Origin of the sequence: Bradyrhizobium sp. CCGB12, from assembly GCF_024199845.1 — a bacterium.
Taxonomy (GTDB): domain Bacteria; phylum Pseudomonadota; class Alphaproteobacteria; order Rhizobiales; family Xanthobacteraceae; genus Bradyrhizobium.
Genome location: NZ_JANADO010000001.1, coordinates 6176451 through 6202668 on the forward strand (window position 1 = coordinate 6176451; position 26218 = coordinate 6202668).

At 64.2% G+C, this 26218-nt stretch carries 24 protein-coding genes and 1 pseudogene; 6 read left to right on the forward strand and 19 right to left on the reverse strand.

Translation table 11 applies throughout. From position 1 onward, the window contains the following. Positions 1-36: 36 nt before the first annotated feature. The 10 genes from ftsH to tolQ all read right to left on the reverse strand — a co-directional run bounded on the left by ftsH (position 37) and on the right by tolQ (position 12474). Entirely contained in the window at positions 37-1959 is a 1923-nt protein-coding gene (ftsH, locus tag NLM27_RS28275; protein ID WP_018641582.1) for an ATP-dependent zinc metalloprotease FtsH, read from the reverse strand. A gap of 301 nt (positions 1960-2260) precedes the next feature. After that, on the reverse strand, positions 2261-3319 hold the full coding sequence (gene tilS / locus NLM27_RS28280; RefSeq protein WP_254146404.1) for a tRNA lysidine(34) synthetase TilS: 1059 nt from the start codon (positions 3317-3319) through the stop codon (positions 2261-2263). A gap of 81 nt (positions 3320-3400) precedes the next feature. Further along, complete coding sequence (gene ybgF, locus NLM27_RS28285) at positions 3401-4453, reverse strand: tol-pal system protein YbgF (RefSeq protein WP_254146405.1); 1053 nt, start codon at positions 4451-4453, stop codon at positions 3401-3403. A 189-nt stretch (positions 4454-4642) separates the two neighbouring features. Further along, the gene (gene pal / locus NLM27_RS28290) at positions 4643-5131 is read right to left on the reverse strand and encodes a peptidoglycan-associated lipoprotein Pal (protein WP_212286611.1); all 489 of its coding nucleotides are present in this window, start codon (positions 5129-5131) and stop codon (positions 4643-4645) included. 268 nt (positions 5132-5399) lie between these two features. After that, the gene (locus NLM27_RS28295; RefSeq protein WP_254146406.1) at positions 5400-6140 is read right to left on the reverse strand and encodes a hypothetical protein; all 741 of its coding nucleotides are present in this window, start codon (positions 6138-6140) and stop codon (positions 5400-5402) included. A gap of 200 nt (positions 6141-6340) precedes the next feature. Beyond that, positions 6341-8671 (reverse strand): bifunctional diguanylate cyclase/phosphodiesterase, encoded by a 2331-nt coding sequence (locus tag NLM27_RS28300; protein ID WP_254146407.1) that lies wholly within the window; start codon positions 8669-8671, stop codon positions 6341-6343. 236 nt (positions 8672-8907) lie between these two features. Then, complete coding sequence (gene tolB, locus NLM27_RS28305; protein WP_254146408.1) at positions 8908-10263, reverse strand: Tol-Pal system beta propeller repeat protein TolB; 1356 nt, start codon at positions 10261-10263, stop codon at positions 8908-8910. 38 nt (positions 10264-10301) lie between these two features. Beyond that, the gene (locus tag NLM27_RS28310) at positions 10302-11261 is read right to left on the reverse strand and encodes a protein TolA (protein WP_254146409.1); all 960 of its coding nucleotides are present in this window, start codon (positions 11259-11261) and stop codon (positions 10302-10304) included. A gap of 3 nt (positions 11262-11264) precedes the next feature. Further along, positions 11265-11714: a protein TolR gene (gene tolR, locus NLM27_RS28315; protein WP_254146410.1), complete on the reverse strand. Its 450-nt coding sequence runs from the start codon at positions 11712-11714 to the stop codon at positions 11265-11267. A 43-nt stretch (positions 11715-11757) separates the two neighbouring features. Further along, a complete protein-coding gene (gene tolQ / locus NLM27_RS28320; RefSeq protein WP_028180156.1) occupies positions 11758-12474 on the reverse strand; it encodes a protein TolQ in 717 nt (238 codons plus the stop codon). Between the two features lie 631 nt (positions 12475-13105). Between tolQ and ggt the strand changes: the two genes are divergently transcribed. Continuing rightward, positions 13106-14812 carry a gamma-glutamyltransferase gene (gene ggt / locus NLM27_RS28325; RefSeq protein WP_254146411.1) on the forward strand — a complete coding sequence of 569 codons (1707 nt, stop codon included), beginning with the start codon at positions 13106-13108 and terminating at the stop codon, positions 14810-14812. Between the two features lie 81 nt (positions 14813-14893). On the opposite strand, the gene NLM27_RS28330 is transcribed toward ggt, so the two are convergent. Both NLM27_RS28330 and NLM27_RS28335 read right to left on the reverse strand, forming a co-directional pair. After that, positions 14894-15604, reverse strand: a complete 711-nt coding sequence (locus NLM27_RS28330; RefSeq protein ID WP_254146412.1) for an SDR family NAD(P)-dependent oxidoreductase — start codon at positions 15602-15604, stop codon at positions 14894-14896. Positions 15605-15632: 28 nt separating this feature from the next. Beyond that, positions 15633-16400, reverse strand: coding sequence for a serine acetyltransferase (locus NLM27_RS28335; RefSeq protein ID WP_254146413.1), 768 nt, complete (start codon positions 16398-16400; stop codon positions 15633-15635). Positions 16401-16743: 343 nt separating this feature from the next. Here NLM27_RS28335 and NLM27_RS28340 point away from each other — a divergent pair, with 343 nt between their 5' ends. Then, positions 16744-17907: an acyl-CoA desaturase gene (locus NLM27_RS28340; protein WP_254146414.1), complete on the forward strand. Its 1164-nt coding sequence runs from the start codon at positions 16744-16746 to the stop codon at positions 17905-17907. 160 nt (positions 17908-18067) lie between these two features. Here NLM27_RS28340 and NLM27_RS28345 read toward each other — a convergent pair whose 3' ends face one another. The 7 genes and pseudogenes from NLM27_RS28345 to NLM27_RS28375 all read right to left on the reverse strand — a co-directional run bounded on the left by NLM27_RS28345 (position 18068) and on the right by NLM27_RS28375 (position 21706). Then, complete coding sequence (locus NLM27_RS28345; protein ID WP_254146415.1) at positions 18068-18325, reverse strand: hypothetical protein; 258 nt, start codon at positions 18323-18325, stop codon at positions 18068-18070. 66 nt (positions 18326-18391) lie between these two features. Continuing rightward, positions 18392-18559 carry a hypothetical protein gene (locus NLM27_RS28350; protein WP_254146416.1) on the reverse strand — a complete coding sequence of 56 codons (168 nt, stop codon included), beginning with the start codon at positions 18557-18559 and terminating at the stop codon, positions 18392-18394. Positions 18560-18835: 276 nt separating this feature from the next. Beyond that, on the reverse strand, positions 18836-19327 hold the full coding sequence (locus NLM27_RS28355; protein WP_254146417.1) for a DUF2852 domain-containing protein: 492 nt from the start codon (positions 19325-19327) through the stop codon (positions 18836-18838). 121 nt (positions 19328-19448) lie between these two features. Further along, positions 19449-20190, reverse strand: a pseudogene (locus NLM27_RS28360) (TetR/AcrR family transcriptional regulator). 163 nt (positions 20191-20353) lie between these two features. After that, positions 20354-20719 carry a YciI family protein gene (locus NLM27_RS28365; RefSeq protein ID WP_254146419.1) on the reverse strand — a complete coding sequence of 122 codons (366 nt, stop codon included), beginning with the start codon at positions 20717-20719 and terminating at the stop codon, positions 20354-20356. A 58-nt stretch (positions 20720-20777) separates the two neighbouring features. Further along, positions 20778-21182: a YciI family protein gene (locus NLM27_RS28370; protein WP_254146420.1), complete on the reverse strand. Its 405-nt coding sequence runs from the start codon at positions 21180-21182 to the stop codon at positions 20778-20780. Positions 21183-21340: 158 nt separating this feature from the next. Continuing rightward, positions 21341-21706, reverse strand: a complete 366-nt coding sequence (locus NLM27_RS28375; protein ID WP_254146421.1) for a nuclear transport factor 2 family protein — start codon at positions 21704-21706, stop codon at positions 21341-21343. Positions 21707-22027: 321 nt separating this feature from the next. Between NLM27_RS28375 and NLM27_RS28380 the strand changes: the two genes are divergently transcribed. From NLM27_RS28380 to NLM27_RS28395, 4 genes are all read left to right on the forward strand, one after another. After that, positions 22028-23695 (forward strand): PAS domain-containing methyl-accepting chemotaxis protein, encoded by a 1668-nt coding sequence (locus NLM27_RS28380; protein ID WP_254146422.1) that lies wholly within the window; start codon positions 22028-22030, stop codon positions 23693-23695. A gap of 253 nt (positions 23696-23948) precedes the next feature. Beyond that, positions 23949-24737, forward strand: coding sequence for an SDR family NAD(P)-dependent oxidoreductase (locus NLM27_RS28385; RefSeq protein WP_254146423.1), 789 nt, complete (start codon positions 23949-23951; stop codon positions 24735-24737). 125 nt (positions 24738-24862) lie between these two features. Further along, entirely contained in the window at positions 24863-25300 is a 438-nt protein-coding gene (locus NLM27_RS28390; protein WP_254146424.1) for a hypothetical protein, read from the forward strand. Positions 25301-25832: 532 nt separating this feature from the next. Then, a complete protein-coding gene (locus NLM27_RS28395; protein WP_254146425.1) occupies positions 25833-26195 on the forward strand; it encodes a hypothetical protein in 363 nt (120 codons plus the stop codon). Positions 26196-26218: the final 23 nt, after the last annotated feature.

The window sequence follows — 26218 nt, forward strand, 5'->3', positions numbered from 1 at the left end:
CCGCCGCGTTTTTCAATTCGGTCTGCTGCCCTGCGATTACGCCTGCGGCTGCGGCTCCAGGCCGGGATCCGGATCAGGACGCGGGCGCGACTTGCCGGCCGGGGGCACGGCGGAGGCGCGCGGGGTGGTCGGTTCGAGCACGGACTCGCGGTTCGGCTTCTTGCCCTTGAGCAGGTCGACGATCTCGTCGCCGGAGAGCGTTTCGAACTCGAGCAGGCCCTTGGCGAGCGCCTCGAGGTCGGCGTGCTTCTCGGTGAGGATGCGGGTCGCTTCCTTGTAGCCTTCCTCGACCAGACGGCGGATCTCGGAATCGATCTTCTGGACGGTGGCTTCAGAAGCGTTCTGCGTCCGTGACACCGACATGCCTAGGAAGACCTCGTCCTGATTCTCGCCGTAGGAGACGGTGCCGAGCTCTTCCGACAGGCCCCAGCGCGTCACCATCATGCGGGCAAGGCGCGTCGCCTGCTCGATGTCGGAGGCCGCGCCCGAAGTCACCTTCTCGCGGCCGAAGATCAGCTCTTCGGCGACGCGGCCGCCCATCATGATGGCGAGGCGCGAGGTCATCTGCTCCAGCGACATCGACAGCTTGTCGCGCTCCGGCAGCTGCATGACCATGCCGAGCGCACGGCCGCGCGGGATGATGGTCGCCTTGTGGATCGGATCGGTCGCGGGCACGTTGAGGCCGACGATGGCGTGGCCGCCCTCGTGATAGGCCGTCAACAGCTTCTCTTCCTCGGTCATGACGAGCGACTTGCGCTCGGCGCCCATCATCACCTTGTCCTTGGCCTCCTCGAATTCGGCCTGCGTCACCATCCGCTTGTTGCGACGGGCGGCGGTCAGCGCAGCCTCGTTGACGAGGTTCATCAGGTCGGCGCCGGAGAAGCCCGGCGTGCCGCGCGCGATGGTCTTGAGGTTGATATCCGGCGCCAGGGGCACCTTGCGGACGTGAACCTTGAGGATCTGCTCGCGACCGACGACATCAGGATTGGGCACCACGACCTGGCGGTCGAAGCGGCCCGGACGCAGCAGCGCGGGATCGAGCACGTCGGGACGGTTGGTCGCGGCGATAAGGATCACGCCCTCGTTGGCCTCGAAGCCATCCATCTCGACCAGCAGCTGGTTCAGCGTCTGCTCGCGCTCGTCATTGCCGCCGCCCAGGCCGGCGCCACGATGACGACCGACGGCATCGATTTCGTCGATGAAGATGATGCAGGGCGCGTTCTTCTTGGCCTGCTCGAACATGTCGCGGACGCGGCTCGCACCGACGCCGACGAACATCTCGACGAAGTCGGAGCCGGAAATGGTGAAGAACGGCACGTTGGCTTCACCCGCGACCGCGCGGGCGATCAGGGTCTTACCGGTGCCGGGCGGGCCGACCAGCAGCACGCCGCGCGGAATGCGGCCGCCGAGGCGCTGGAATTTGCCGGGGTCGCGGAGGAATTCGACGATCTCCTGGAGGTCCTGCTTGGCCTCGTCCACGCCGGCGACGTCCTCGAAGGTGACGCGGCCATGCGCTTCGGTCAGCATCTTGGCGCGCGACTTGCCAAAGCCCATCGCCTTGCCGGCGCCGCCCTGCATCTGCCGCGACAGGAAGATCCAGACGCCGATCAGCGCGATGAAGGGCAGCCAGGAGACCAGCAGCGAGACGAACCACGGCACGTTGTCGCCGGGCGGCTTCGCGGTGATCTGGACCTTGCTGTCATAGAGGCGCTTCACCAGCGTCGGGTCGTTCGGCGCATAGGTCTGGAAGCTGGAGCCGTTGGTGAAGGTGCCGTGGATGTCGGGACCCTGGATCACGACGTCGCGCACATTGCCGCGGTCAACCTCGCTCAGCAGCTGGGAGAAGGCGATGTCCTGCGAGGAAGCGCGCTGACCCGGGTTCTGGAAGAGCGTGAACAACGCCAACAGCAGCAAGACAATGATGACCCAGAGGGCGAAATTGCGCAGATTGGCGTTCATCGATCTTCCTTCGTGGTCGCGCGGATCGCGGCCTTGATCCTTGGGTCGTTAATTGGGTCGTCTATTTGGGTCAATACGAGGAAACCCCAAGGAATCCTCATCGTTAGACGCATACAATTTAGGTGCCGCCCCGGTCGCTGCCAAGGGAACGAGATGGGACTATTTATCCCATCTTAGTGCGATTCCCGCTGAAATAATGGCGTCCGAGCCGGGGTTTTTCCTGCCTGGTTAAGGTGGCCTGACGGCGCAGCGGCGAAACGGCCGGTGTTATGATCCGACCTCATGCAGCGATCATGCATCTTTATGCATCCTTGCGCCGCCGGGGCGGCGCCGGTGCGATCTGGATACGCCCGCCGGCGAGGCTGATCAAGGCTCCCGCAAGGGTCTGCTTCAGGACCGGCCGTCCATTTGCGGCTGCACGGGGACCTGCGGCGATGGCCCGATCGAGCGCGGACATCAGGGTTTCGACCTTGCCGAGTTCCGCCGGCCCTTCGTGCCCGAGCGCGTCGATGGCCCGCAGCAGGAGCCGTAGCCGCACCTCCTCCGGAAGGACGGCAAACGCCGCGGCCTCGAAGCTTCGAACGCCCTCCTGCGGCGCAACGTCGCGATCCCGCAAACGCAGGAAGCGTTCGGCGCCGTCGGCCAGTATCTCGACTGCCGCATTGGCGCGCGCCAGCCTCGCCGCGAGCCGCACCAGCGTGCGGGCATCGCCGCCCTCGGCCGCGAGCTGCGGCAGCAGCGCACGCAGCCGCGGCCGAGTGAAGGCCGTGTCGCGGTTGGTGGGGTCGTCGGCAAAGCCGACCTTGGACCGCTTCAAGGTCGCGATCAGCTGTGCCTTCGGGACATCGAGCAGCGGCCGCGCCAACGCGATGCCGTCGCGCTCGCTGACACCAGCCATCGCCGACAGCCCGGCAAGTCCGCTGCCCCGGAGCATTCGCATCAACAAGGTCTCGGCCTGGTCGTCGCGGGTGTGGGCGGTCAGCACGTGGCTGGCGCCCACGGCCCGCGCGGCCTCGGCGAGCAGGCGATAGCGGGCCTCGCGGGCAGCGGCAGGTAGTCCCGTCCTAGGCTTTGCGCCACGCCAGCGCAGGGTCCGGTGCGGCAGTCCGAGTTCGGTGGCCAGCTGCTTGACCTCGCGCGCCTCGCGAGCCGCTTCCGGGCGCAGGCCGTGATCGACCGTGACGACGGTGAGCCGCGGGCCGCGCGCAAGACTGCGCCGCCAGCGCGCCGCGAGCCACATCAGCGCGACCGAGTCGGGCCCGCCGGAGACTGCGAGCACCAGTGCCGGCGCAGCTTTCAGTCCGGCGAACAGTCGCCTCGCCTCGCGCGCCGAGATCGGTGAATTATCGTCGTCTGACATGACGCGGCCCAGCATCACCAGCGGATGATCGCGATGTTTAGCGCAGCACCGTCCGCATTGTCAGGGCCCAGACGCCAGGCGTCAGCACTTCACCCGCTTCTGCTCGCGGTCGACCGCCGATTTGACCCCGGCGGAGGCGCGCGGATATTTGCGGCCGACCTCGCCGAAGGCGGCGCAGGCGGCCTCCTTCTCCTTCAGCGCGGCCAGCGACTGGCCGAGCCGCAGCAGGGCGTCCGGCGCCTTGGCCGATTTTTCATATTTGGTGGTGACGGCGAGGAAAGCTTCGGCGGAGTCGCGATATTGCTGGCGCTGGAAGTAGCTCTCGCCGAGCCAGTATTGGGCGTCCCCGAGCAGCGGGTCGCTCGGGTATTTCTGCGCAAAATTCTTCATGGTCTGCTCGGCGAGCGCATAATCCTTGCGCTGCATGTAACCGATGCCGAGGTCGAACTCGTCGCGCGGCGTTGCCGAGGGCGGCAGCGTGGTCAGGCCGGTGCCGCCGGATTGGGCGGGATAGCCTTGCTGCTGGGCAGGAGGGTAGCCGGGCTGCGCTGCCGGGACGCCTTGCTGATAGCGGGGGCTGGTGTTGGCGAGATCGAGCGGCTCGCCTGCGCTGCGGCCACCGGGCGCGCCAGCCTGGCCTGCCGGCATCGGCTGCTGGCCGCCGCCAAGCGCGCGCGGTGCGCCGGGTGCATTCGGATTCTGGCCCGGGTCGAACGCATCGCCGCGGCGGCGCGAGCCCGGAGCACCGGGGCCCGGCTGCTCCTGCACGATCGGCGCAGGAGCCCCGCCCTGCGGCTGCTCGTAATTCGGCTGCATGGCCTGCTGCTGTTGCGGCGGCTGCTGGCGATAGCCGGGGGCGATTTGCGCGGGCGGAGCGGCCGAGACCGAAGGCTGGACCGGCACCTGCCCGGGCGCGGCTTGCGCGCCGCCTTCAAGTGCCCGCAGCCGCTCCTCGAGCTGGCGGTTGCGATATTGCAGTTCCTCGTTCTGGCCGGTGAGCTGGCGCAGCTGGTTCTCCAGCCGCTCGATCCGCATCTCGGGGTCATCATCCGTCTGCGCGAAGACGGGCGAGCACAAAGAGAGCAGCGCGGCGATCGCCACGGTGCCGGTAAAGACCTTAAATCTGGATGACATCTTGCCCTGACGACAAAAGCGAAATGGCCTGCGACGGAACATTTGACGCGCCACACATTGAAGTGGAGTACGCCAAAAATGTGACTGGTACCAAGGGGTTTCGGTCACAGAATGCTGAAACGAAACCGGCGCCCGAGAGGACGCCGGCATAATCGGTTTCTGAAGATGAACGGCGCCTGACTCGAAGCGTCAGGAACTCGCGTTCAGGACGGTGACGGCGCGCCGGTTCTGCGACCAGCAGGAGATGTCGTTACAGACGGCGACCGGCCGCTCCTTGCCGTAGGAAATTGTGCGCATGCGGTTCGGATCGATACCGCGCGAGGAGAGGAACGAACGCACCGACTGGGCGCGGCGGGCGCCGAGGGCGATGTTGTATTCGCGGGTACCGCGCTCGTCGGCATGACCTTCGATGGTGAAGCTGTAGCGCGGATAGGTCTGGAGCCATTGCGCCTGCTTCTCCAGGGTCACGATCGCCTGCGGGGTCAGATCGGTCTGGTCGCTTTCGAAGAACACGCGGTCACCCACGTTCACCACGAAATCCTGCTGGCTGCCCGGCGTCGCCGCATTGGCCATCGCATCCGTCGCAGCATTCTTGTTGGCGCAGGCGCCCATCGACAGCGCGACGGCAAGCACCGCGACCAGCTTCAATCCCTGGAGGATACGCATAGGATGTTTCATTCCGGAGCCTCCACGCTCGCGTTAGTCCACTGCTGTCCGGTCTACAGGGGGTTGGTTAAGCGAACGTTCCGTCAACCTTGATGGAACCTTGCCTCAGCCGGTCAAATGCCCCCAACCAGCGAAAAGCAACCGTCATGGTTAATGGGTTGTAAATGTGGCGCAAGGGTGAAGGCAAGCCGCACAAGCGGCACAAGCGCCTTTTTGCCGGAGTTCTAGGCCGAAAGGCTGATGCGGGGCGACGGGAACGGCCCGCGACGCTGCTTTGGAATCAGGCGTGAAGGGCGTCGGCCACGAGCACCGGCCGCTGCGGGACGGGGCGTTGCGGCATCTGGCGCTGGCCGCCGCGCCCGAACAGCATTCGCCGCTCGAAGGCGGTCGACCGCATGATCGGATAGCGCTCGAACACCTTCTTGCGGAAGGTCGGGAAGTCCGCCGCCATCAGGCCGAACGGCTTGGTGAGACCGGGAACCAGCCGGGGCTCGGCGATGGTCTCGTGCAGGAACACCCGACGGTAGAAGGCCTGATGCTCGGCGCGCACGATCGCAAGGCCGAGATCGGCATTGAAATGCTCGCAGGCCATGTAGGCGAGGCGCGTCGTCAGATAGGGCAATTCCGGAACGCGCTTGACCTGGTCGGGATCGGCGACGAAGCGGGTCGGATCGATCATGACCTCGCCGCGGTCGAGCCGCGGCAGCAGGATCTCGGGGAAGACATCGGCCGAGGTCGACTCGCGCCATTCCGAGGTCAGCACACTGATGCGCACGGAGCTGCAGAGTTCGCCGTTGAGATAGACGCCGAAGGTCCACGCGTTCGGCAGCTCGTCGTAGCGGTCGGTGACCCGTGCGTCCGCGGATTCCTTGACCGCACCCTCACGCAGATAGGCGCGGTAGCGGAGGTTGTAGATCTCCTCCTTCTCCTCTGCCGTCTCTGCGAGGTGATAGTCGACATCGGTGAGGAGTTCTGCCCCTCGTCCCACAGCCGAAATGACCGCTCTGGCCGAGGACTGCATACAGACTCCTTACCCACACCGCTCGCTGCAAACGCGCCCAGGCCAGGAGGATTCTCCAGAACAACTTCAACGCGCGTCATGATTTATTAACAGCTTCTTAACATCCATGCAAAGCATTCGAAGGGTTAGGGTTAACCCCCCGTAGCACTACGGTGCATAGCAACGGACTGAAACGACGACACGAAATCTTGAGAAGGATCTCAGGCGAAGGAGCGCGAGCCGACGACCTGGAGCAGGCTCTCGCCGCGGCGCCCATGCGAGGCATTGAGCAGCTGGCGCATCCGCACCGCGGGCACCGGACGGCTGAACAGATAGCCCTGCCCCTCGGAGACGGTGCCGTCGGCGCTGATCAGCTCGAGCTGCTCGTTGGTCTCGATGCCCTCGACCACGACGGCCATGCCGAGGTCGGCGGACAGCCGCGCCACGCCGCGCAGCAGTGTCAGCGGCCGATCGGTATCGATGCCTTCGAGGAAGGAGCGGTCGATCTTCACCTTCTGCATCGGGAAATTGTGCAGATAACTGAGGCTGGAATAGCCGGTGCCGAAATCATCGAGCGAGATGCGCACGCCGAGCGCATGCAGTTGCGACAGGATATCGTGCGTGAGCTGGGTGTTGCGCAGCAGTGAGGATTCGGTGATCTCGATCTCCAGGCGATGGGCCGGAAGCCCCGAGACCTCGAGCGCGTAGCGGATTTCGCTCAGCACGTCGCGCTGGTGGAATTGCTGCGGCGAGAAGTTGACGGCGACGCTGACGCCCTCCGGCCACTTCATGCACTCCATGCAGGCGCGACGCAGGATCCAGCGGCCGAGATCGACGATCAGGCCCATGTCCTCGGCGACAGGGATGATGTCGACCGGCGAGACCGTGCCGCGCACCGGATGATTCCAGCGCAACAGCGCCTCGCAGGTGGTGATCTTGCCGGACTTCAGATTGACCAGCGGCTGGTAGAACAGCTCGAACTCCTCGTTGGCGAGCGCCTTGCGCAGGTCGAGCTCGAGGATGCGGCGGGCCTCGACGGTCGCCGCCATCTCGTCGCGGAAGAAGCAGAAGGTGCCGCGGCCGTCGGCCTTGGCACGGTACAGCGCCATGTCGGCGTTCTTGAGCAGCGTATCGGCGCTGGTGCCGTCCGACGAGGTCAGCGCGATGCCGACGCTGGCGCCGATCTCGACCAGATGGTTGTCGATACGATAGCGCTCGCTCAGCCGCTCGACGATGCGGCGGGCCAGCGCGGCTGCATCCTCGGGCGACGAGAGGTTCTGCTGGAACACGACGAACTCGTCACCGCCGAAGCGGGCAACGAAATCCTCGGGGCGCAGCATTTCGCGCAGGCGATTGGCGACCGCGCATAACAGCTGGTCGCCGCAGGGATGACCGAGCGTGTCGTTGACCTGCTTGAACTGGTCGAGGTCGACGAACAGCAGAGCGGAGAGCCGTTCGGTGCCGTGCGAATGCGCCAGCAGCCGCTCGATCTCGTCGCGGAAGCTGACGCGGTTGGGCAGCGCCGTGAGCTCGTCATAGCGCGCGAGATGACTGATCCGGGCCTCGGCGCTGGTGCGCTCGGTGATGTCTTCCAGCAGCAGCACCGTGCCGCCGCCGGTCATCGGCTGAAACGTCCAGGCCAACGTGCGGCCGCGCGCCTGATCCGGATCGGCGGTAACGATCTCGCAGATTCGCGCTTGCTCGATCTCGGTCAGGATCCGGTTGCCGCTCTCCGCCGAGATCGACCCGGCGGAGACGCAGGCCGAAGCGATGTCGGCGGCCGTGGCGCCGCGCTTGACGAGGTCCTCGGGCAGCGCCATCAGCTCGCTGAAGCGATGGTTCATGACGGCAAGGCGCCCGTCGGCGCGAAACATGCACAGGCCATGCGGCATGTTGTTGAGCGCGGTATCGAACTGGCTCGCCAGCGCGGATTCGCGGAAGCTCGAGGTCAGCGCCTTGACGAAGATCGCGTGCAGGCTGAGGTTGATGTTCTTCAGCGCGATGAAGAACAGCACGAGCAGGATCGCGAGCCCGATATGGTAGAATCCGCCGTGCAGCAGCAAGGCGAGCGACATCGGACCGCAGGCGAGCGCGACGTGCCACTGGATCACCCGCGGCTGGCCGTAATTGCGGGCGGCGCCGCCGGCGGTGTAGCCAACCGTGACGGAAACGCAGAGCATGTTCGCGACCGCGTCGTCGTTGTTGAAGATGACGACGAAGCACCACAGGCCGATAACGCCGGCATAGACGAGCGCGCCGAACCAATAGCGCGGCTCAAGCTGCTTGGCCTGCTGGAACGTCAGGCCCGGCAGGCGTTTTTCGTAGGGCCGCATCTGAAACGCGCGCGCGGTGCCGATGGCAATGATCAGAAACGCGATCGGCCACAGCAACACGTCGCCGGTCTTCAACGCCGTCATGACCGCGGCCACGGCCGTACAGGCCGAGCCAAGGAAGATCGCCCAGAAATTCTGCACCATAGAGTTGACGAGAGCGGCGTAGAGTATCGGCTCCAGCTCGTCTCGATCGCTCTGCTTCTGGTCGGCCAGTTGCATTGGCTTGTTACGCATCCTGTTTGGAGCGTACTTTTACTCAAGCCAGATGAAGCCTTTCTGAGGGAACATCGTTAAAGTCGGGTTGTTTTTCGGCAACAGCGAACCAATTTCTGCTGATCTTTCAAGCAACTAGGCAAGCCTTGCCGGGCGCAAGGTGAAGGAAAGCTTGCTTTCCTCACCGAACCCGAAAAAATCTGCGCGCTTTTTCGACAAGATCGCGCGTCTGAACGCGTGATTTATTGGCCCGCGGTCGAGGACAATAGCGGCGACCATGCCGGGTCGGAGGCGAAGCCCGGCGTCGGCACCTTCAGCTCGTTGCGACCGGAGATGTCGACGCTGTATAGCGACGGCCCGCCATTGCCGCCGGGATCGCGGAAGAACATCAGCACGCGGCCGTTCGGCGAGAAGGTCGGGCCCTCGTTGTGGAAGCCGGAGGTGAGCAGCCGCTCGCCGCTGCCGTCCGGCTTCATGACACCGATCGAGAACTGCCCGCCGCCCTGCCTGGTGAAGGCGATGTAATCGCCCTTCGGCGACCACACCGGCGTCGAATAGCTGGCATTGGTATCGTCCTTGGAGAACGAGATCCGCTGCGCCTGTCCCCCGCCCGCGCCCATCACGTAGATCTGCGACCTGCCGCCACGATCGGATTCGAAGCAGATGCGGTTGCCGTCCGGAGAATAAGAAGGCGACGTGTCGATCGCGGGCGTGTCGGTGAGGCGCGTGGTTGAGCGCGAGCGCAGATCCATCACGAACAGGTTGGAGTTGCCGCCCTGCTGCAGGCTCATGATGACGCGCTGGCCGTCCGGCGAGAAGCGCGGCGCAAAGGTCATGCCAGGGAAGTTGCCGACGATCTCGCGCTGGCCGGTCTCGATATTGAAGAGATAGACCTTCGGATCACCCTGGCCGAACTCCATGTAGGTGATCTCTTGCGAGTTCGGCGAGAAGCGCGGCGTCAGCACGAGGTCGGAGCCGCGGGTCAGATAGCGCACATTGGCGCCGTCCTGGTCCATCATCGCGAGCCGCTTGACGCGACGCTCCTTCGGTCCGGTTTCGTCCACGAACACCACGCGGCTGTCGAAATAACCCTTCTCGCCGGTCATCCGCTCGTAGATCTGGTCGGAGATGATGTGGGCGATGCGGCGCCAATATTCCGGCGAGGTGAAATATTGCTGTCCCGCGAGCTGCTGGCCACTGATCACGTCCCACAGGCGGAATTCGGCCTTGAGCCTGCCGTCCGGCTGCCGCGTCATGCGGCCGGTGACGAGGGCCTGCGCGTTGATGGTCTTCCAGTTCTGGAATTGCGGCGCGACGTCGATGTTGCTGATGCGCTCGATGAAGGCGGCCTGGTCGATCGGCGCGAACAGGCCGGAGCGCTTCAAATTGTTGGTGATGACCTGGGTGACGCCGTTGCCGACGTCGCCATCGGACGGCGAGCCCGGCACGAAATTGGTGATCGCGATCGGGATCGGCTGGAATTCGGTGGGATCGATGCGAAGGCGGCCCTGCTGGGTCTGGGCCTGCGCGAAGGCGCGTCCGCCGCCGAGCATGGCGAGCGCCGATCCGGTGAAGGTCATGAAACGGCGGCGGTTCATCGGGGCATCATTCATTGCAAAATTCTTTTGTTCGGATGTCACAACATATCTTTCAGACCGAAAGTCATCGGAATGAGCTTCCAGCTCTCGTACTGCTGTTTCGGCATGAACGAATAGACCTGACACTGCACGATGGCGCGCTTGGCGCTCTCCGCGATCGCTTGCGCGATCGACCGCGACGGTCCCCTCACCGCAACGACGATGGGCTCGGACGCCAATGATCCGTCGATCTTCATGGGAATGTCGATGTCAGCTTCGTACTGGTCGGCATCCTGGCCGTTATAGGTCGGCGTGAAGCAGCGCTTGACGGCGCCCTGAAACGCACCTCGCCAGGTCGCAATATTGTTTGCGGCTGTCCCGGTCGCCGCTCCCAGCGATGCCGAAGCATTCAACGCCGTGCCGGCGAGCTCGTGCCGGGTCGCGGCGCGCTTGTCGAGGTCGCGCTGAATCTGCGCGGGGTCGAAGGTGCGCTCTTTCGGCTTCGGCTGCTGCTGCGGCTGCACCGCCGCGACCTTCTGCTCCACCGGCTTGGGCGGCGGCTTCTTCGTTTCCAGCTTCTTCTGGAGCTCGGCGATCGGATCTTCCTTGGCCGGATCAGGCTTCTTTTCCTGCGGCTTCGGCTCTTCCTTCGGCTTGGCCTCGGCGACCGGCTTCGGCGGCTCGGGCTTCTTCTCGACCGGCTTCTCGACGGGTTTTGGCGGCGGCTCCGGCGTCGAGTTGGTCTTGATCAGCTCTTTCTTCTCGGTGACCTTGCCGACGGCATCTTCCTCGGGCTTTGCTTCCGCGATCTTCTCGACCTTGGGCTTCGGCTTGTCCTTCTCGCCGGTCTTCTGCCCCGCCATCATCTGCGCGAGCTGGTCGGTGGAGATGATGTCGATCGGAAGCGACTCTTCCGGCGCCACATAGGCCTTGCTGCTAAAGGTGACGAGGCCCCATCCCAGCACGAGGACATGGAGGGCAATCGACGCAACGAGTGTCTTGTCGACCTTCACCTTCACGGGCTACCCCTGATCCGCTTCGGTGACGAGCGCCAGCTTCTTGAAGCCCGCGCCGGACAGCAGGCCCATCACCCTGGCGACCGTCCCGTAATCGGCCTTCTTGTCGGCGCGGAGATAAATGCGCTCCTCGAGGCCGCCGCGCGCATCCGTGATCGCCTTGAGCTTCGGCACCAGCTCGTTGATCGCGATCTCCTGGTCGTTGATGAACACCTTGCCCTTGATGTCGACCGACATCTGGATCGGTTTCTGGTCGTTCTGCTCCAGGCTCTTGGCCTGGGTCTGCGGCAGATCGAGCGGCACGCCGACCGTAAGCAGCGGCGCCGACACCATGAAGATGATGAGCAGCACCAGCATCACGTCGACCATCGGCGTGACGTTGATCTCGGCCATGACCGGCTTGCGCCGGCTGCGGCGCCCGCCGCCTCCGGACGAACTCGCGACGTTCATGCCCATGGTCTGGTGCCCAAATTGCCCTTCACACTATACATGCCGTCCGTCAGCCCCGCTCGTCGATCTGACGCGACAGGATGGCTGAAAATTCATCGGCGAAGCCTTCGAGCCGCTGGGCCTGCCGGTTCACCTCGGAGGTGAACTTATTGTAGAAAATAGTGGCAGGAATGGCGGCGATAAGGCCGACGGCGGTCGCAAACAGCGCTTCCGCGATACCGGGTGCCACCACGGCCAGGGACGTATTTTTCGACGCCGCGATCGACTGAAAGCTCGACATGATGCCCCAGACCGTGCCGAACAGGCCGACGAAGGGGCCGGCGGAGCCGACGGTGGCGAGCACCAGCAGCCGGCGTTCCAGCCGTTCGACCTCGCGCGCGATGGAGACGTTCATGACCTTGTCGATGCGCATCTGCAAGCCCGCGACCGAGCGCGCATGGCTCTCGAAGGAACGCTTCCATTCGCGCATCGCCGCGACGAAGCAGGCCGCCATGGAATGCGTCGGCTTGGCCGAGAGCGTGCGATAGAGTTCCTCGATGGATTCGCCGGACCAGAACGCCTGCTCGAACCGGTCCATCGAGCGTCGTGTGCGCGCGTAAAGGAAGATCTTGTCGATGGCGATCGCCCAGACCCAGACCGAGCAGGACAGCAGTCCGAGCATCACCGCTTTCACGATCCAGTGAGCCTGCCAGAACAGCGCAATCAGCGACACGTCGGCGGAGGCAGCAACCGGAAGGGCTGACTGAGCCACGTCGGCCGGATTCATAAGCAGTATCCTCTCAAGGCGATCGTTACCTAATGTCCTTCGGCCAGCAAATAGCTGCCGGTGTTTCCCAATCGCCGCGCTCGAACCGGCGCGGCCGGCAAGCCCGCTCAAAGCCTTGTCTTTCTGGGGTGCAGGGCTCGTCCAAAGCCGGCCGCCTGCATTCCCCGCCAAGATGTCAAAACTATGGGCCTCGACACGGCTTCGGGCGCGACTGTCCGCAATTACCAGAGCCCGGCGTTGGTTAATGCGGGGTTACCGGGAACGAATTTGGCTGCGGGAAAGGCTGGCCGCACAGGGGGATGGACCGGACGGGGGTGGGGAGGCCGCGGGGTCAAGCGAGGCCGGTTCCCTCCCCCTATGCGGGGAAGGGGCTAGGGAGGGGGCCACGCGCAGGGATTCCCTCCGCGACGAGGAAATCGGACGCACCTGACGAATACCTTTTCCTGAGCCGCCCCCTCCCCGCTAGGAGGGAGCGCAGGGATGCGCCTGGCGAGCACCGCGGACGTGAACGGTCGATTTGCCCGACGAACTGCGCCTGATAGGTTGGGCTTGCATCAACCAACAAGGGCCGGGACAGCCGGCCTCGCCAGGGGAGCAAGCCGTGCAACATGTGGGAACAAGCCTGCGGTGGATGTCCGCCGCCATCGTATCGGTCAGCCTCGTCACGTTCGGTCCCGCGCACGCGGCATCGGTCGCGCCCGTCGCCGCGGAGAACGGCATGGTCGTAGCCGCGCAGCATCTGGCGACCGAGGTGGGCGTCGAAGTGCTGAAACGCGGCGGCAATGCTGTCGATGCCGCGGTGGCCGTCGGCTATGCCCTGGCCGTCGTCTATCCGGCAGCCGGCAATCTCGGCGGTGGCGGCTTCATGACGATCCAGCTCGCCGACGGCCGCAAGACCTTCCTTGATTTCCGCGAGACCGCGCCCAGGGCGGCAACCGCCAACATGTATCTCGACAAGGACGGCAACGTCATCAAAGGCATCTCGACCAAGGGACACCTCGCGGTGGGTGTTCCAGGCTCCGTCTCGGGCATGGAGTATGCGCGCGAAAAGTACGGCACCATGAAGCGTGCCGACTTGCTCGCTCCCGCGATCCAGCTCGCCGAACAGGGCTTTGCGCTGGACCAGGGCGACATCGACCTGCTGCTCACCGCCACCAAGGACTTTCAGGACGATCCCGCCTCCGCCGCCATTTTCCTCAATAACGGTCAGCCGTTCCGGGTCGGCGAGAAGCTTGTGCAGTCTGAACTCGCCAAGACCCTGCGCGAGATCAGCAGCAAAGGTACCGATGGCTTCTATAAAGGCTGGGTCGGCAGTGCCATCGTGGCATCGAGCCAAGCCGGCAAAGGTTTGATCACGCAGGACGACCTCGACGGCTACAAGACCCGCGAGCTCGCACCCGTCGAATGCGACTATCGTGGCTATCACGTGGTTTCCGCGCCGCCGCCGAGCTCGGGCGGCGTCATCATCTGCGAGATCCTGAATATCCTGGAAGGCTATCCGCTGAAGGAGCTGGGCTATCACTCCGCACAGGCCGTGCACGTGCAGATCGAAGCCATGCGGCACGCTTACGTGGATCGCAACAGCTACCTCGGCGATCCGGATTTCGTGAAGAATCCGCTCGATCGCCTGCTCGACAAGGCGTATGCGGCCAAGATCCGTGCCGTGATCGATCCTAACAAGGCCGGCGTCTCCAAGGACATCAAGCCAGGCGTCGCGCCGCACGAGGGCAGCAACACCACGCACTATTCAATCGCGGACAAGGACGGCAACGCCGTGTCTGTCACCTACACGCTGAATGACTGGTTCGGTGCCAAGGTCACCGCGGCAAAGACCGGTGTGCTGCTGAACGATGAAATGGACGACTTCACCGCGAAGGTCGGCGTGCCAAACCTTTACGGTCTGGTGCAGGGCGAGGCCAATTCCATCGCTCCCGGCAAGCGGCCGCTGTCCTCGATGAGCCCAACCATCGTCACCAAGGACGGCAAGACCGTCATGGTGGTGGGCACGCCCGGCGGCAGCCGCATCATCACGGCGGTCTTGCAGACCATGATCAACGCGATCGATTACGGCATGAACGCGCAAGAGGCCGTCGACATGCCGCGCATCCATCAGCAATGGCTGCCCGATATCACCAACGCCGAGAATTATGCGCTGTCACCCGACACGCAGAAGATTCTGGAGGGCATGGGCCACAAGTTCGGCCCGCCGCAACCGGCCAACCATCTGGCGGTCATCATTGTGGGCGCGCCGTCGCTCAACGGCAAGCAGGTCGGCAACAATCGCTACTATGGCGCCAACGATCCCCGCCGCAACAGCGGACTTGCCGCCGGGTATTGAAGCAGCGAATGGCGAATGGCGAGTAGCGAATGAAGGGGCCGCGGCCTCCATTCGCCACGCCCAATTCGCCATTCATTCGCTTCACCACTTCTCCTTCGAGGTCCGCACGTCGAGCTCGAACGACCAGGCGCGCTCGGGTTGGCGGTAGAGGAAGGCGAAGGCATCGACGATGCCCTCGATGTCGATCAGGCTGTCCTCACGGCTTGCCGCGTCCGGGAAGCGCGAAAAGATCTTGTCGCCCGCGACCGCACCATCGACAACGACATGGCCGACATGGATGCCGTCGCCCGCATATTCCTTGGCCATGGCCTGTGCCAGCGTGCGCAGCCCGGCCTTGGATGAGTTGAAGGCGCCGTAGCCGGAGCGTCCGCGCAGCGAGGCGCTGGCGCCGGTGAAAAGCAGCGTGCCGGCTTTCTTCGGCACCATGCGGCGCACCGCCTCGCGGCCGAACAGGAAGCCGCCGAAGCAGACCACGCGCCAGGCCTGCTCGAAATAGTCGGCCTCCATTTCGATGATTTTTCCCGGCGTGTTGTTGCCGGCATTGTAGATGGCGAGATCGAGATCATCGCCGGCCGCATCAAACAGGGCGGCGATGTCGCTCTCCTTGGTCGCGTCCGCGACGAAGGGGACGGCCGCCCCGCCCGCCGTCTCGATATCGCCGGCAACCGCCTGCAACGCGGACAGCGTCCGGCCCGCGACGAGCACCTTGAGTCCGTCGGCCGCAAAGCGCTTGCAGAGCCGGGCGCCGAGCCCGCGGTCCGGCCCGACGCCGATCACGATTGCCGTCTTCATTTGCAGGTCTCCTGGGATCGATATGTGCTCAAGCCGCAGAGGCGGGTTCGGGGCAATTGGTCAGCCGCGCGGGATTGCCGATTGCAGTGCAGCCGCCGGGCACATCACTGGTCACGACCGTCCCGGCGCCAATCTTCGCGAAATCGCCGACACTGATGTCGCCGAGAATGGTGGCGCCGGAGCCGATGAACACGCCGCGGCCGATGCGGGGCGAGCGCATCGGCAGCTCGCCATGGCGCCCGATGCTGACGTTCTGGAGGATGGTGACCTCGTCGCCGATGACGACATTGGCACCGATCACGATGCCGGTGGCGTGGTCGAGATACACTGACGATCCAAGGCTCGCTGCCGGATGAATGCTGACCTGCAAGGCGTTCGACGCCTCGTTCTGCAACAGCAGCGCCGCGTCGCGATGGTCATGAAGCCAGAGCCAGTGCGAGACGCGCCAGGCTTGCAGCGCGACATAGCCCTTGAAATGCAGCAATGGCGGCAACAGGCCGGCGACGGCGGGATCCCGGAGCACGACGGCCCACAAGTCACGACCGGCCGCTTCGATCAGATCCGGCTGGCCGCGAAAGGCGTCGCGGGAAAATGTCGTGAAGCGCTCGCGTTCGGCCGCGTTGCCGCCCAGCCGGCGCCCGATCAGGTCGGCCAAGGCGGCGGTAAAATCCTCATGGACGAGGATGGCGCCGACAAGAGCCTTGCCGAAGACGGGGTCGGCCGCTGCTGCGCGCTGCGCCTCGCTGCATATCTCCTGCCAGAGGATCTTGCCCGCCATGAACGCTGCTTTCGCCATCATTGCCGCCTGCGGTGTTTTGACGCTTCTTTCTCCCTGTCGAATATAGGCTGTCGACAGCCCGCGCCAAATGGCGTTATCGGCACGCCTGGCTAGCCGAGGCCATGCTCCCCGTGAGGCTACGAGCTTGCACGCCAGGCAGCCGCGACCATATAGTCGGTCGGTTTCGGTCGAAGCCCTGGTCTCGCAAGGCCTTGGTTGGTCACACGGAGCCTCGGCCTCAGACTAAGCATCTCGTTCAAGACCCCGCGGTGGTCCGCCATCCGCGGGTTTTTCGTACCCGGCGCCGCCCGCGCTGCGGAAGTGAATTCCGAATCCACGTCATCCAAGGTCACGCTGAAATATGTCGCCCAACGCCCCCGCCGACGACCACCACGACGACGTCATGTACCCCTCCGCTATCCCGTTCGTGCTGGTCCATCTCGGCTGCTTTGCGGCCATCTGGACAGGCATCACCTGGCAGGCCGTCGCGATCTGCGGGTTATTGTATGTCGTACGCATGTTTGCGATCGGAGCAGGCTACCACCGCTATTTCTCGCATAAGGCTTTTGCCACCAGCCGGGTGTTCCAGTTCATCCTGGCCTGCCTTGCGCAAAGCACCGCGCAGAAGAGCGTATTGTGGTGGGCGGCCAAGCATCGGCACCATCATCTGCATTCCGATACTGAAATGGACGTGCATTCGCCGCGTCAGCGCGGCTTCCTGTACAGCCATCTCGGCTGGATCTTTTACCGGGAGCACGACGAGACCGACCTCGTGAAAGTCGGCGATCTCACCGTCTATCCGGAGCTGATGTGGCTGCATCGGATGGAACTGCTGCCGGCCTTTGTGCTTGCAGCGCTCTGCTTCCTGGCTGCGGGGTGGTCGGGTCTGGTCGTCGGCTTCCTGTGGAGCACGGTGCTGGTCTATCACGCGACCTTCTGCATCAATTCCCTCGCCCATGTGCATGGACGCAAACGCTACGTGACGGGTGATGATTCCCGCAACAACTGGCTGTTGGCACTGCTCACGCTGGGCGAGGGCTGGCACAACAATCACCACGCCTACCAGAGCAGCGTGCGACAGGGCTTTCGCTGGTGGGAGATCGACGTCACCTATTACATCCTGAAGATCCTGTCCTGGTGCGGCATCGTCTGGAACATGAAGGCGCCGCCCGAGCAGGTGCTGCGCAACGAGCAGCCGCTCGGCGCGCGGGTCATCAAACGGGCGGCCCACGAGCTTGCCGGACGGTTCGATGCGCACGCCCTCGCGCATGCGATCTCATCGGCGCTGCACCGGGCCGATCTGGCCCAGTTGCAACTGCCGACGCTGCACGACATCCTCAATCGCGCGCATGAAGGTGTCGACGCGCTGACGCATCTGCATCTGCCGAAGATTCCGACCCGCGACGAGTTTCTCGCCGAGGCCAAGGCGATGTTCGCGCGCACGCGATCGCTCAACGAGATCGTGGACCACGCCTACGACCACTTCCTGACGTCAGTTCGCGCGCAGCTCGCCACGGCGCGCTGACCCTCGCGGCCAAGCAATGCAGCGCGGCGCCGCTCATGCCACCGGGACGCGTGCGTCGCGCGCGCGGCCTGGGTCTGCTTGCGCAGGCTGACCGCAAAGAGCCAGCCTCCCGTGGCGACAAGGACCGGAAGAACATAGAGAGCGAAATCGCGGAGCAGGATCATGGGACGACGCTCCCCTTCGCAAAACTGATCGCACGGCTGAGTGCGAACGAAGCGAACCAATAGAGATAAAGGCTGAGAAAAAACCGCCAGGACTCACCGAGCTGCCACTGCGGATAGAGCTGAACCTCCGTCGGCCAGTGGTTGAGGAACGCGATCGACACCGGCACGATCGTTCCGAACCGGTCGAACAGCGCCGACGCGCGCTCGAGCAGTGCGATGCGCTCACTGATCCGTTTGCGTTCGGCGTCCGTCATGGTCGTACCCGTTGGCGCCGCGGGAGGCGCTCTCAGGGCTTGGTCGGCCGCGGCGCGGATCGGGTTCTATGGCGCCTGCACATGTACGTGATCAACGCCGCAAAACGCGCGCCCGCCGGGACAGGGACGAAAATGGCAATCGCGATCGGCGGCGCAGCCGCCGTAGACGAGGCCGATATAGCCCAGCACCGCGAAGGCGGTCACGCCGAGCAGCAAGCGGGTGCGGAGGTCCATGAGGCTTTTGGTGTCGGTGAACCCTGCGCCGGTTCGGGGCTCGCTCTGCGCCCTCTCCCCGTTCTTACGGGGAGAGGGTTGGGGTGAGGGGCCCCTCTCCACACGCAAGATCGTCGATGGACCTGTACCCCCTCACCCGCCGCGCTTCGCGCGTCGACCTCTCCCCGCAAGCGGGGCGAGGTAAAAAAACCAGACCGCCCGCCTGCGGGGTGCGCAGGCGGGCGGCTCGGGGCCATCAGGACTTTGGGGGCATGCGCCTGAAGGCTTTGAGAGGTGTCAGCCCTGCTGCTGGTCGGTCGGCGGCGGGGTCGGACGCGTCTTGTGCTGCGCCATGAACTGGTCGAACTCTTCCTTGTCCTTGGCGTGACGCAGGCGCTCGAGGAAGTTCTTGAATTCGACCTGCTCCTCCTCGAGGCGTCGCAGCGTTTCAGAGCGATACTCGTCGAAGGCGCGGTTGCCGGAGGACGGCGGGCCGAAGCCAAAGCCGAAGCCGCGGCGCTCCATGCGGTCGCGCATGCGGTCCATTCTGTACTGCATCTTCTCCATCTTGTTCTGCCAGCGATCCTGGTGGCTCCAGCACGACATTCTTCTGCTCCCGAGTGTGAAAAAGAGAAGGGCAAGTCCGATCGGCCACCAGATGATGAAGCCGAGAATGGTCACGGCAATCCAGCCGGGGTGCCAGGGCGTATCGAGCATGCGAGGACGCTCGTACTGTTGGTATTGGTCCGAGGGGCCGCGCCATCGATTGACATCAGCGGTGTAGGCCATTTCCCATCTCCATCACGGCACCAGCGCCGTTGTGAATGTAAATAACATTTACATAGCTAGATCAATTCACGATTTTGTCAAGCTGGCCGCGAGACACGCCCGCGTGATTACTTGCGTAATTTTATTTCGGCTTGCCCCAGGGGCCCGCCGGGCGGGACGCCCGAACCGGAGGACGCCTCCGGTGGCACCGGAGGCGGCTCGGCGCTCTTCGCCTGAGGGCGACGGTCGGTGGGGAAGCCGAGACCGCGCAGATAAATCAGCACCTCGGCTTCGAGCAGCTCGTCCGGCGACATCGGCAGTTTTCGCCGCGCGGCGTCGCCGCGTGAGAACAGCGAGGCCACGCCGTGCGCCATCGACCAGATATGCAGCGCCATCATCATCGCCGGCGGGCGCGGCGTGCCGGGCGGTGCAAGCGCGGCAAGCCGTTCTGCCGCTGCGCGAATGATGTTGAAGGCGCGTTCACTGGCGGCCTGCAGCGCCGGACTTGAATCGACTGGCACCCCTGATTCGAACATCGCGTTGTAGAAGGCAGGCTCCTCGCGGGCAAAGGCGAGATAGGCCTTGCCGACGCGTTCGAACGCGGTGACCGTATCGGGCCGCCCGTCATCCCAAGCCGCGCTGAGGCGCGCCTCGAACTGCTCGAAGCCGCGTTGGGCGATCGAGGACAACAGCTCGTCGCGGTCGCGGAAATGCCGGTACGGCGCCGCCGCACTGACGCCGGCCATGCGCGCGGCATCGGCAAACGTGAAGCCCGCCGCACCCTTCTCGGCGATCAGGCCGAGAGCGGCCTGCAACAGGGCCTCCTTCAGATTGCCGTGATGATAGCCGCGCTCGGCGCGGCGCTGCTCCTTGCGCCAGCTCATGTGAACGACTTTTACATGAGCCGGCCGAGAAGGTCACTAGCAGGGAAGCGGGGTGATTAACCCGTTTTTTCACTGTCATTCCGGGGCGGCTCAAAGAGCCGAACCCGGAATCTCGAGATTCCGGGTTCGATGCTTCGCATCGCCCCGGAATGACGATCGAAGGCTACATCTGCGGAATCGGCAGCACGGGCATGACCTCGATTGCCTCGCCCGGAAAGATCGAAAAATGCGGATGGTTCTCGAACAGTTTTGCAGCCTCCTCCTGCGAGGCGGCCCGCACCACCGTGAAGCCGGTCAATGCATTGCTTATCTCCGCGATGCCGCTTCCGTCGATCCTGCGGGTCTTGCCGAGCGGACCGCCCATCTCGACGATGACGGCCTTGTGCTTCTCGACCCAGCCGTGCCAGGCGGCCATGCCCTCGCGCTCCCTGGCCTTGCGCTCGGCCTCGGGAAGCGCACCCCAGGCCGCCATTTTCGGCCCGCTCTTGCTGCCGAGATAGACGGCGAGGAATTTGTGTTCGGCGCTCATGGTTCTCTCCCTTGTTGATCGATTGACGACAGCCGCGATGTCATCGCGACCACGGCAGCTATTTCTTCAGATCGTCAAAGCCGGCGGCGGCCGCCTGCACCTCCGGCGAAAAGTCGCTCATCTCCTGCACCTGGCGGATCTCGATGATCTCATTGGGCGAGGCCGGGCACTTCTTCGCCCAGGCGATCGCCTCGGCGCGCGAGGCGACATCGATCATCCAGTAGCCGCCCAGGACTTCCTTGGCTTCAGTGAAGGGTCCGTCCGTCACCACGGGCACGCCGGTCGCAAACGAGACGCGTGCGCCCGTCGACGGCGGATGCAGGCCGTCGAGCGTAATCAGCACGCCGGCGTCTCTGAGCGCTTCATTGTAGCGCATCATCGCGGCAACACGCTCGGGATCGAGTTGGACATCCGCCGGCGCGCGCTCGTAGCCAAGCGGGATCATCAGCATCATGAATCGCATGGGAATTCCTTGCTTCGCTGTCATTCCGGGTTGCACGAAACGCAAGCCCGTCGCGGCTGACCCGCCCTCCCCTCCAAGACGAACGAACTCCTGCGGAACCGACAGCGAGCCGAAAATTATTTTGGAAATCCTATTGTTCTGGAAGTCTGGCCCGGCGCTTAGCGCGGCTGGGGCAGGAAACGCCCGTCCTGCCAGGCAGCCCCGAAATAGACCTCGATGCGGCGGACCTTGCCGCCGGCGAAGGTGAAGAACTCCGTGTTGCGAAAGCTCCTGCCATCTGTCGCCAGACAGAGATAGGTGACGAAGGCCTCGTCGCCCCGGACGACAATCCGCTCGATCTCGTGTCGTGCAATCCAGCCGGCGTCCTTCCAGCAACGCTCGAAATAGGCCGCCTTGTCGAGATCGTCATCGAACGGACTGGTGAAGCGGAAATCGTCGGCCATGGCGTCGGCGACCTGTTGCCGGTTGCCGGCAAGATAGGCGACGAAGAGGTCTCGAATCAGGCGCTCGCGGTCGTCAGGCATCGATCGGCCTCCGCAGAAGGTCCTCTGGAAGACGATGCACGCATACTTGCGCCGACATAGCCTGCCAAATTTCGGCAAACGCGATGCAGAAAAATGCCGCGAGGCACGTCCGTACGAATACGGTGCCGGTATATCGCGCACCGTGCATATGGGACGAGAATCCCAGCGAACAGAGCAACATGGCGGCGCAGGTGGAACTACGGAGACGCCGCAGCTTCCTGCAAAGGTTTACAGTTGATCAACGCGCGCATGCAACTTTTTCGAGGAGGCCAATTGCAACTCGGCCGACGCATAGTTGAACCATTGCGGGGGGAATTCCAGATGTTCGGTTTCAGCGCAAATTCCAAGATCCAGCATGCCCTCGCGCAGGCCGCGGCGATCGATCACTCACAGGCGGTGATCGAATTCAAGCTCGACGGCACCATCGTGAGCGCGAACGAGAATTTCCTGCAGGCGTTGGGCTATTCGCTCGGCGAGATCCGGGGCAGGCATCACCGGATGTTCGTCGATCCGGTTGAGCGCGAAAGCGCCGGCTATCGAGAGTTCTGGGCGCGGCTCAATCGTGGGGAGTACCAGGCCGCGCAATACAAACGCTTTGCCAAGGACGGCCGGGCGGTGTGGATCCAGGCCTCCTACAATCCGATCATGGACAAGAGCGGCAAGCCGGTCGGCGTGATCAAATTTGCGACCGACATCACGGCGGACAAGATCAAGGCCATGGAGGATTCCGGCAAGATCGCTGCGATCAACCGTGCCCAGGCGGTGATCGAATTTAACATGGACGGCTCCATCGTCACCGCCAACGAGAACTTCCTGCAGGCGATGGGCTACTCGCTCGATGAGATCAAGGGCAAGCATCACAGCACGTTCGTGACATCAGAGGACCGCGCCAGCGCCGCCTATGCCGACTTCTGGGCGCGGCTGAACAGCGGCCAGTTCGAGGCAGGCGAATACAAGCGCCTCGGCAAGGGGGCCAAGGAAATCTGGATCCTCGCAACCTACAATCCAATCCTCGACGAGACCGGCAAGCCGTTCAAGGTCGTGAAGTTCGCGACCGACGTCACCGCGCAGAAGATGAAGGCAGCCGACAATGACGGCCAGCTCGCCGCGATCCAGAAGTCGCAGGCAGTGATCGAGTTCGACATGGACGGCACGATCCGCACCGCAAACGGAAATTTCCTCAAGGCGATGGGTTATTCGCTGGCGGAGATCAAGGGCCGGCACCACTCCATGTTCGTCGAGCCGAACGAGAAGGACTCGGCGGCCTATCGCCAGTTCTGGGAGGCCCTCAACCGCGGCGAATACCAGGCCGCCGAATACAAGCGGATCGCGAAGGGCGGACGGGAGATCTGGATCCAGGCGTCCTACAACCCGATCCTCGACCTCAACGGCAAACCCTACAAGGTGGTGAAATACGCCACCGACATCACCGCGCAGGCGATCGGCCGCAAGAAGGCCGATAACGCCCGCGGGCTGATCGAGGCGGTTGCCGCCGGCAGCGAAGAGATGAGTGCCTCGATCCGCGAGATCTCGGAGACCATGGCGAAGTCGCGCGAGAATTCCAAGATCGCGACCAGCCGCGTCGAAGCCGCCGACGGCCAGGCGCAGCGCTTGAACGCCGCCGCGCAGGCCATGAGCGGCATCGTCGAGATGATCTCCGGCATCACCGGCCAGATCAATCTGCTCGCGCTGAACGCCACAATCGAATCGGCCCGCGCAGGCGAAGCCGGGCGCGGCTTCGCCGTTGTCGCCTCAGAGGTGAAGAGCCTCGCCAACCAAGCCAAGCAGGCCACTGACACGATCTCTACGGAGATCGGCGCGCTGAACACGATCGCCGGCGACGTCGTCGGTTCGCTCACGGCCATCAGGGCGGCGATCGCCGGCGTCAACGAGTTCATCACCTCAACCGCCGCCGCGATCGAGGAGCAGAGCATCGTGACGTCGGACATGTCGGCCAACATGCAGCGCGCGTCGGCGGAGCTGTCGTAGGCGCCACCTTCTTCATCTCTATTCCGTCATCCTGAGGCTCACACTACAGAGCAGTGTGAGCCTCCTGATGCATCGGCCCGGTCTGTGGCCGTCGCCCTTCGAGGGCAGAAGAAACGGCCACCTCAGGGTGACGGCTCGACGCGGGCCCGCGCTCGGCCGCATCGCTGCGGGCCCCTTCCTCGCCGGGACCAAAGCGCAGTAAAAGGAGGCCGCGCTCGCGCGCGCCCCTTTTCGAGACAGGACAGATCAGCTCATGACCGCACCCCCGCAAAAAGTCGCCCTCGTCACCGGAGCCGCGCGCGGCATCGGGCTTGCGACCGCGAAGAAGTTCCTCGCCGAGGGCTGGCGCGTGGCGCTGCTCGATATCGAGGGCGAATTGCTCGGCCGCGCGGTCGCCGAGATCGGTCAAGCCGAGACAACGCTGGCGCTGTCCTGCGACGTTTCGGAGGCGACCGCGGTCAGCGCTGCGATGACGACGATCGAGCGGCGGTTCGGCCGGTTGGATGCGCTCGTCAACAATGCCGGCATCGCGGTGTTCGCGCCGCTGATGGAGACGTCGGAGGCCGACTGGCGCCGCGTGCTCGAGGTCAATCTCACCGGGCCCTTCCTCTGCACCAAGGCGGCGGTGCCCTTGATGCGCGACGGCAATGGCGGCGCCATCGTCAACATCACCTCGATCTCGGCCGTGCGCGCCTCGACGCTGCGCTCGGCCTACGGCACCAGCAAGGCGGGCCTCGCACACCTCACCAAGCAGCTCGCTGTCGAGCTCGCCTCGCTCAACATCCGCGTCAACGCGGTCGCGCCGGGGCCTGTCGACACCGCGATGGCGAAGCAGGTGCATACCAAGGAGATCCGCGCCGACTATCACGACGCCATTCCGCTCAACCGCTACGGCCTGGAAGAGGAACTCGCGGACGCGATCTACTTTTTGTGCTCGGCAAACGCGAGCTACATCACCGGACAAATTTTGGCCGTTGATGGGGGCTTCGATGCAGCGGGTATCGGCCTGCCGACATTGCGCGGCCAGCGGCGCAACGGGTAGGCCCGGAAATTGTAGGGTGGGCAAAGGCGCGCAGGCGCCGTGCTCACCGTGCCTCTGCAAATTTGCGGTGCAGTTGGTGGGCACGCTACCGCCCACCCTACGGAATCGAGCTTGTGGAGTGCTCCATGCAACGCGCTGCTTTCGTCACAGCCTTGATGCTCACGGCAGCTTTGCTCGCCTCTCCGCCCGCCGCCGCCGAGATCCGCATCATCCAGTCTCCGGGCGGACAAGTCGGGCCGTTCCTCGACCTGTTCGAGAAGGTGCGCGAGAGCGGCGAGCGCGTGGTGATCGACGGTCCCTGCCTATCCGCCTGCACCCTGGTGCTGAGCATCGTGCCGGGCGAGCGCATCTGCGTCACCAAACGTGCCGTGCTCGGCTTCCATGCGGCGCGTTCGGTCGACCGGCGCGGGCGCTTCTATGCCGAGCCGGAGGCATCGGTCGCGGTGCTTGCCGCCTATCCCGGCCCGGTGCGCGACTGGATCAGCCGCCGTGGCGGCCTCACCTCGCGGTTGCTCCTGCTGAGGGGACGTGATCTCGCCGCGATCTATCCGCGCTGCCGCTGACGATCTCGGCAGCTGGCAAAAGTCTGACGTGAATGAGCTCTGTGAACGACTCACACTAGCGCTGGTCGGTTTGGCTGGGCCGAGGCCATACGGCAGGTTCCCTGTGCTCGCACGCAACGTGCGCACCGGGTCTTGGCCATTTACACGCTGGCCGCGTTCAGAAGAGAGACTGAATCATCGGCGCCAGTTTCATGCTGGCGCAGATGAGCATTCCCCAAAGAGCAAAATTGATCTGTAGCGCCGTCGCCATCGGCCGCTCCCCTTCGTGACGTCCATCCCAGTTTGTAATTTTTATGAATCACCAATAGCGATTCTGGCGTGCAGATCACAAGCCCAATATTGCGTCAATTGTTGTGCGATGCAGCCCGCATTGCTTCATGAAGCGGCCTCACTGCTCGCGCAAAGTGATGCGTATCGTGAATTTATTCCTGGGCCATGCCGGCCAGCTGGTTTGCCTTAAGTTCCATTTGACCGACGCGATGCAGGTTCTCACGCGGATCTTGCCCATCGCGCACTGAACTTTGGGTCCGGCATGATGCGATACGGCTTTATCTTGCTCACTTTCTGCACAACGCTGCTTGGATGTGCAGTCGCACCGGCGCAGGAGCGTCGTCCGATCGCATGGGATGGCCTCGGCCAAGACCCCAACAAGGGCCCGAACCGTCCTCATATCGCAAGGCAGCGCGCAACGGCCCCTGCGCCCACGGCGAGCGATCCCAATCAGGAGCGGGAGCGCGTGCTCGGTACCTTGCGGCCATATTCCGACGCGTGGTGGGCGGTCCGTGACGAGATCGAAGCGGAGAACGACAAGCAGCTCGGCACCAAGCTCATGATCTGCCCTCGCTGCGTACAATCGTCGCCGCCGGGCCAAGACGTGACCGGATCGGTCCGGTAAAAAGGTAGAGCCGATGCGCCTGT

Coding starts and splice junctions, on each gene's coding strand:
- tilS (WP_254146404.1), bottom strand. CDS start 3,319: ATGTCAGACGACGATAATTCACCGATCTCGGCGCGCGAGGCGAGGCGA.
- NLM27_RS28355 (WP_254146417.1), bottom strand. CDS start 19,327: ATGGCCTACACCGCTGATGTCAATCGATGGCGCGGCCCCTCGGACCAA.
- NLM27_RS28340 (WP_254146414.1), top strand. CDS start 16,744: ATGTCGCCCAACGCCCCCGCCGACGACCACCACGACGACGTCATGTAC.
- NLM27_RS28300 (WP_254146407.1), bottom strand. CDS start 8,671: ATGCAACTGGCCGACCAGAAGCAGAGCGATCGAGACGAGCTGGAGCCG.
- NLM27_RS28375 (WP_254146421.1), bottom strand. CDS start 21,706: ATGCCTGACGACCGCGAGCGCCTGATTCGAGACCTCTTCGTCGCCTAT.
- NLM27_RS28380 (WP_254146422.1), top strand. CDS start 22,028: ATGTTCGGTTTCAGCGCAAATTCCAAGATCCAGCATGCCCTCGCGCAG.
- NLM27_RS28370 (WP_254146420.1), bottom strand. CDS start 21,182: ATGCGATTCATGATGCTGATGATCCCGCTTGGCTACGAGCGCGCGCCG.
- NLM27_RS28350 (WP_254146416.1), bottom strand. CDS start 18,559: ATGGACCTCCGCACCCGCTTGCTGCTCGGCGTGACCGCCTTCGCGGTG.
- ggt (WP_254146411.1), top strand. CDS start 13,106: ATGTCCGCCGCCATCGTATCGGTCAGCCTCGTCACGTTCGGTCCCGCG.
- NLM27_RS28365 (WP_254146419.1), bottom strand. CDS start 20,719: ATGAGCGCCGAACACAAATTCCTCGCCGTCTATCTCGGCAGCAAGAGC.
- tolB (WP_254146408.1), bottom strand. CDS start 10,263: ATGAACCGCCGCCGTTTCATGACCTTCACCGGATCGGCGCTCGCCATG.
- ybgF (WP_254146405.1), bottom strand. CDS start 4,453: ATGTCATCCAGATTTAAGGTCTTTACCGGCACCGTGGCGATCGCCGCG.
- NLM27_RS28335 (WP_254146413.1), bottom strand. CDS start 16,400: ATGGCGAAAGCAGCGTTCATGGCGGGCAAGATCCTCTGGCAGGAGATA.
- NLM27_RS28395 (WP_254146425.1), top strand. CDS start 25,833: ATGATGCGATACGGCTTTATCTTGCTCACTTTCTGCACAACGCTGCTT.
- NLM27_RS28390 (WP_254146424.1), top strand. CDS start 24,863: ATGCAACGCGCTGCTTTCGTCACAGCCTTGATGCTCACGGCAGCTTTG.
- NLM27_RS28295 (WP_254146406.1), bottom strand. CDS start 6,140: ATGCAGTCCTCGGCCAGAGCGGTCATTTCGGCTGTGGGACGAGGGGCA.
- NLM27_RS28385 (WP_254146423.1), top strand. CDS start 23,949: ATGACCGCACCCCCGCAAAAAGTCGCCCTCGTCACCGGAGCCGCGCGC.
- NLM27_RS28345 (WP_254146415.1), bottom strand. CDS start 18,325: ATGACGGACGCCGAACGCAAACGGATCAGTGAGCGCATCGCACTGCTC.
- ftsH (WP_018641582.1), bottom strand. CDS start 1,959: ATGAACGCCAATCTGCGCAATTTCGCCCTCTGGGTCATCATTGTCTTG.
- tolR (WP_254146410.1), bottom strand. CDS start 11,714: ATGGGCATGAACGTCGCGAGTTCGTCCGGAGGCGGCGGGCGCCGCAGC.
- NLM27_RS28330 (WP_254146412.1), bottom strand. CDS start 15,604: ATGAAGACGGCAATCGTGATCGGCGTCGGGCCGGACCGCGGGCTCGGC.
- pal (WP_212286611.1), bottom strand. CDS start 5,131: ATGAAACATCCTATGCGTATCCTCCAGGGATTGAAGCTGGTCGCGGTG.
- tolQ (WP_028180156.1), bottom strand. CDS start 12,474: ATGAATCCGGCCGACGTGGCTCAGTCAGCCCTTCCGGTTGCTGCCTCC.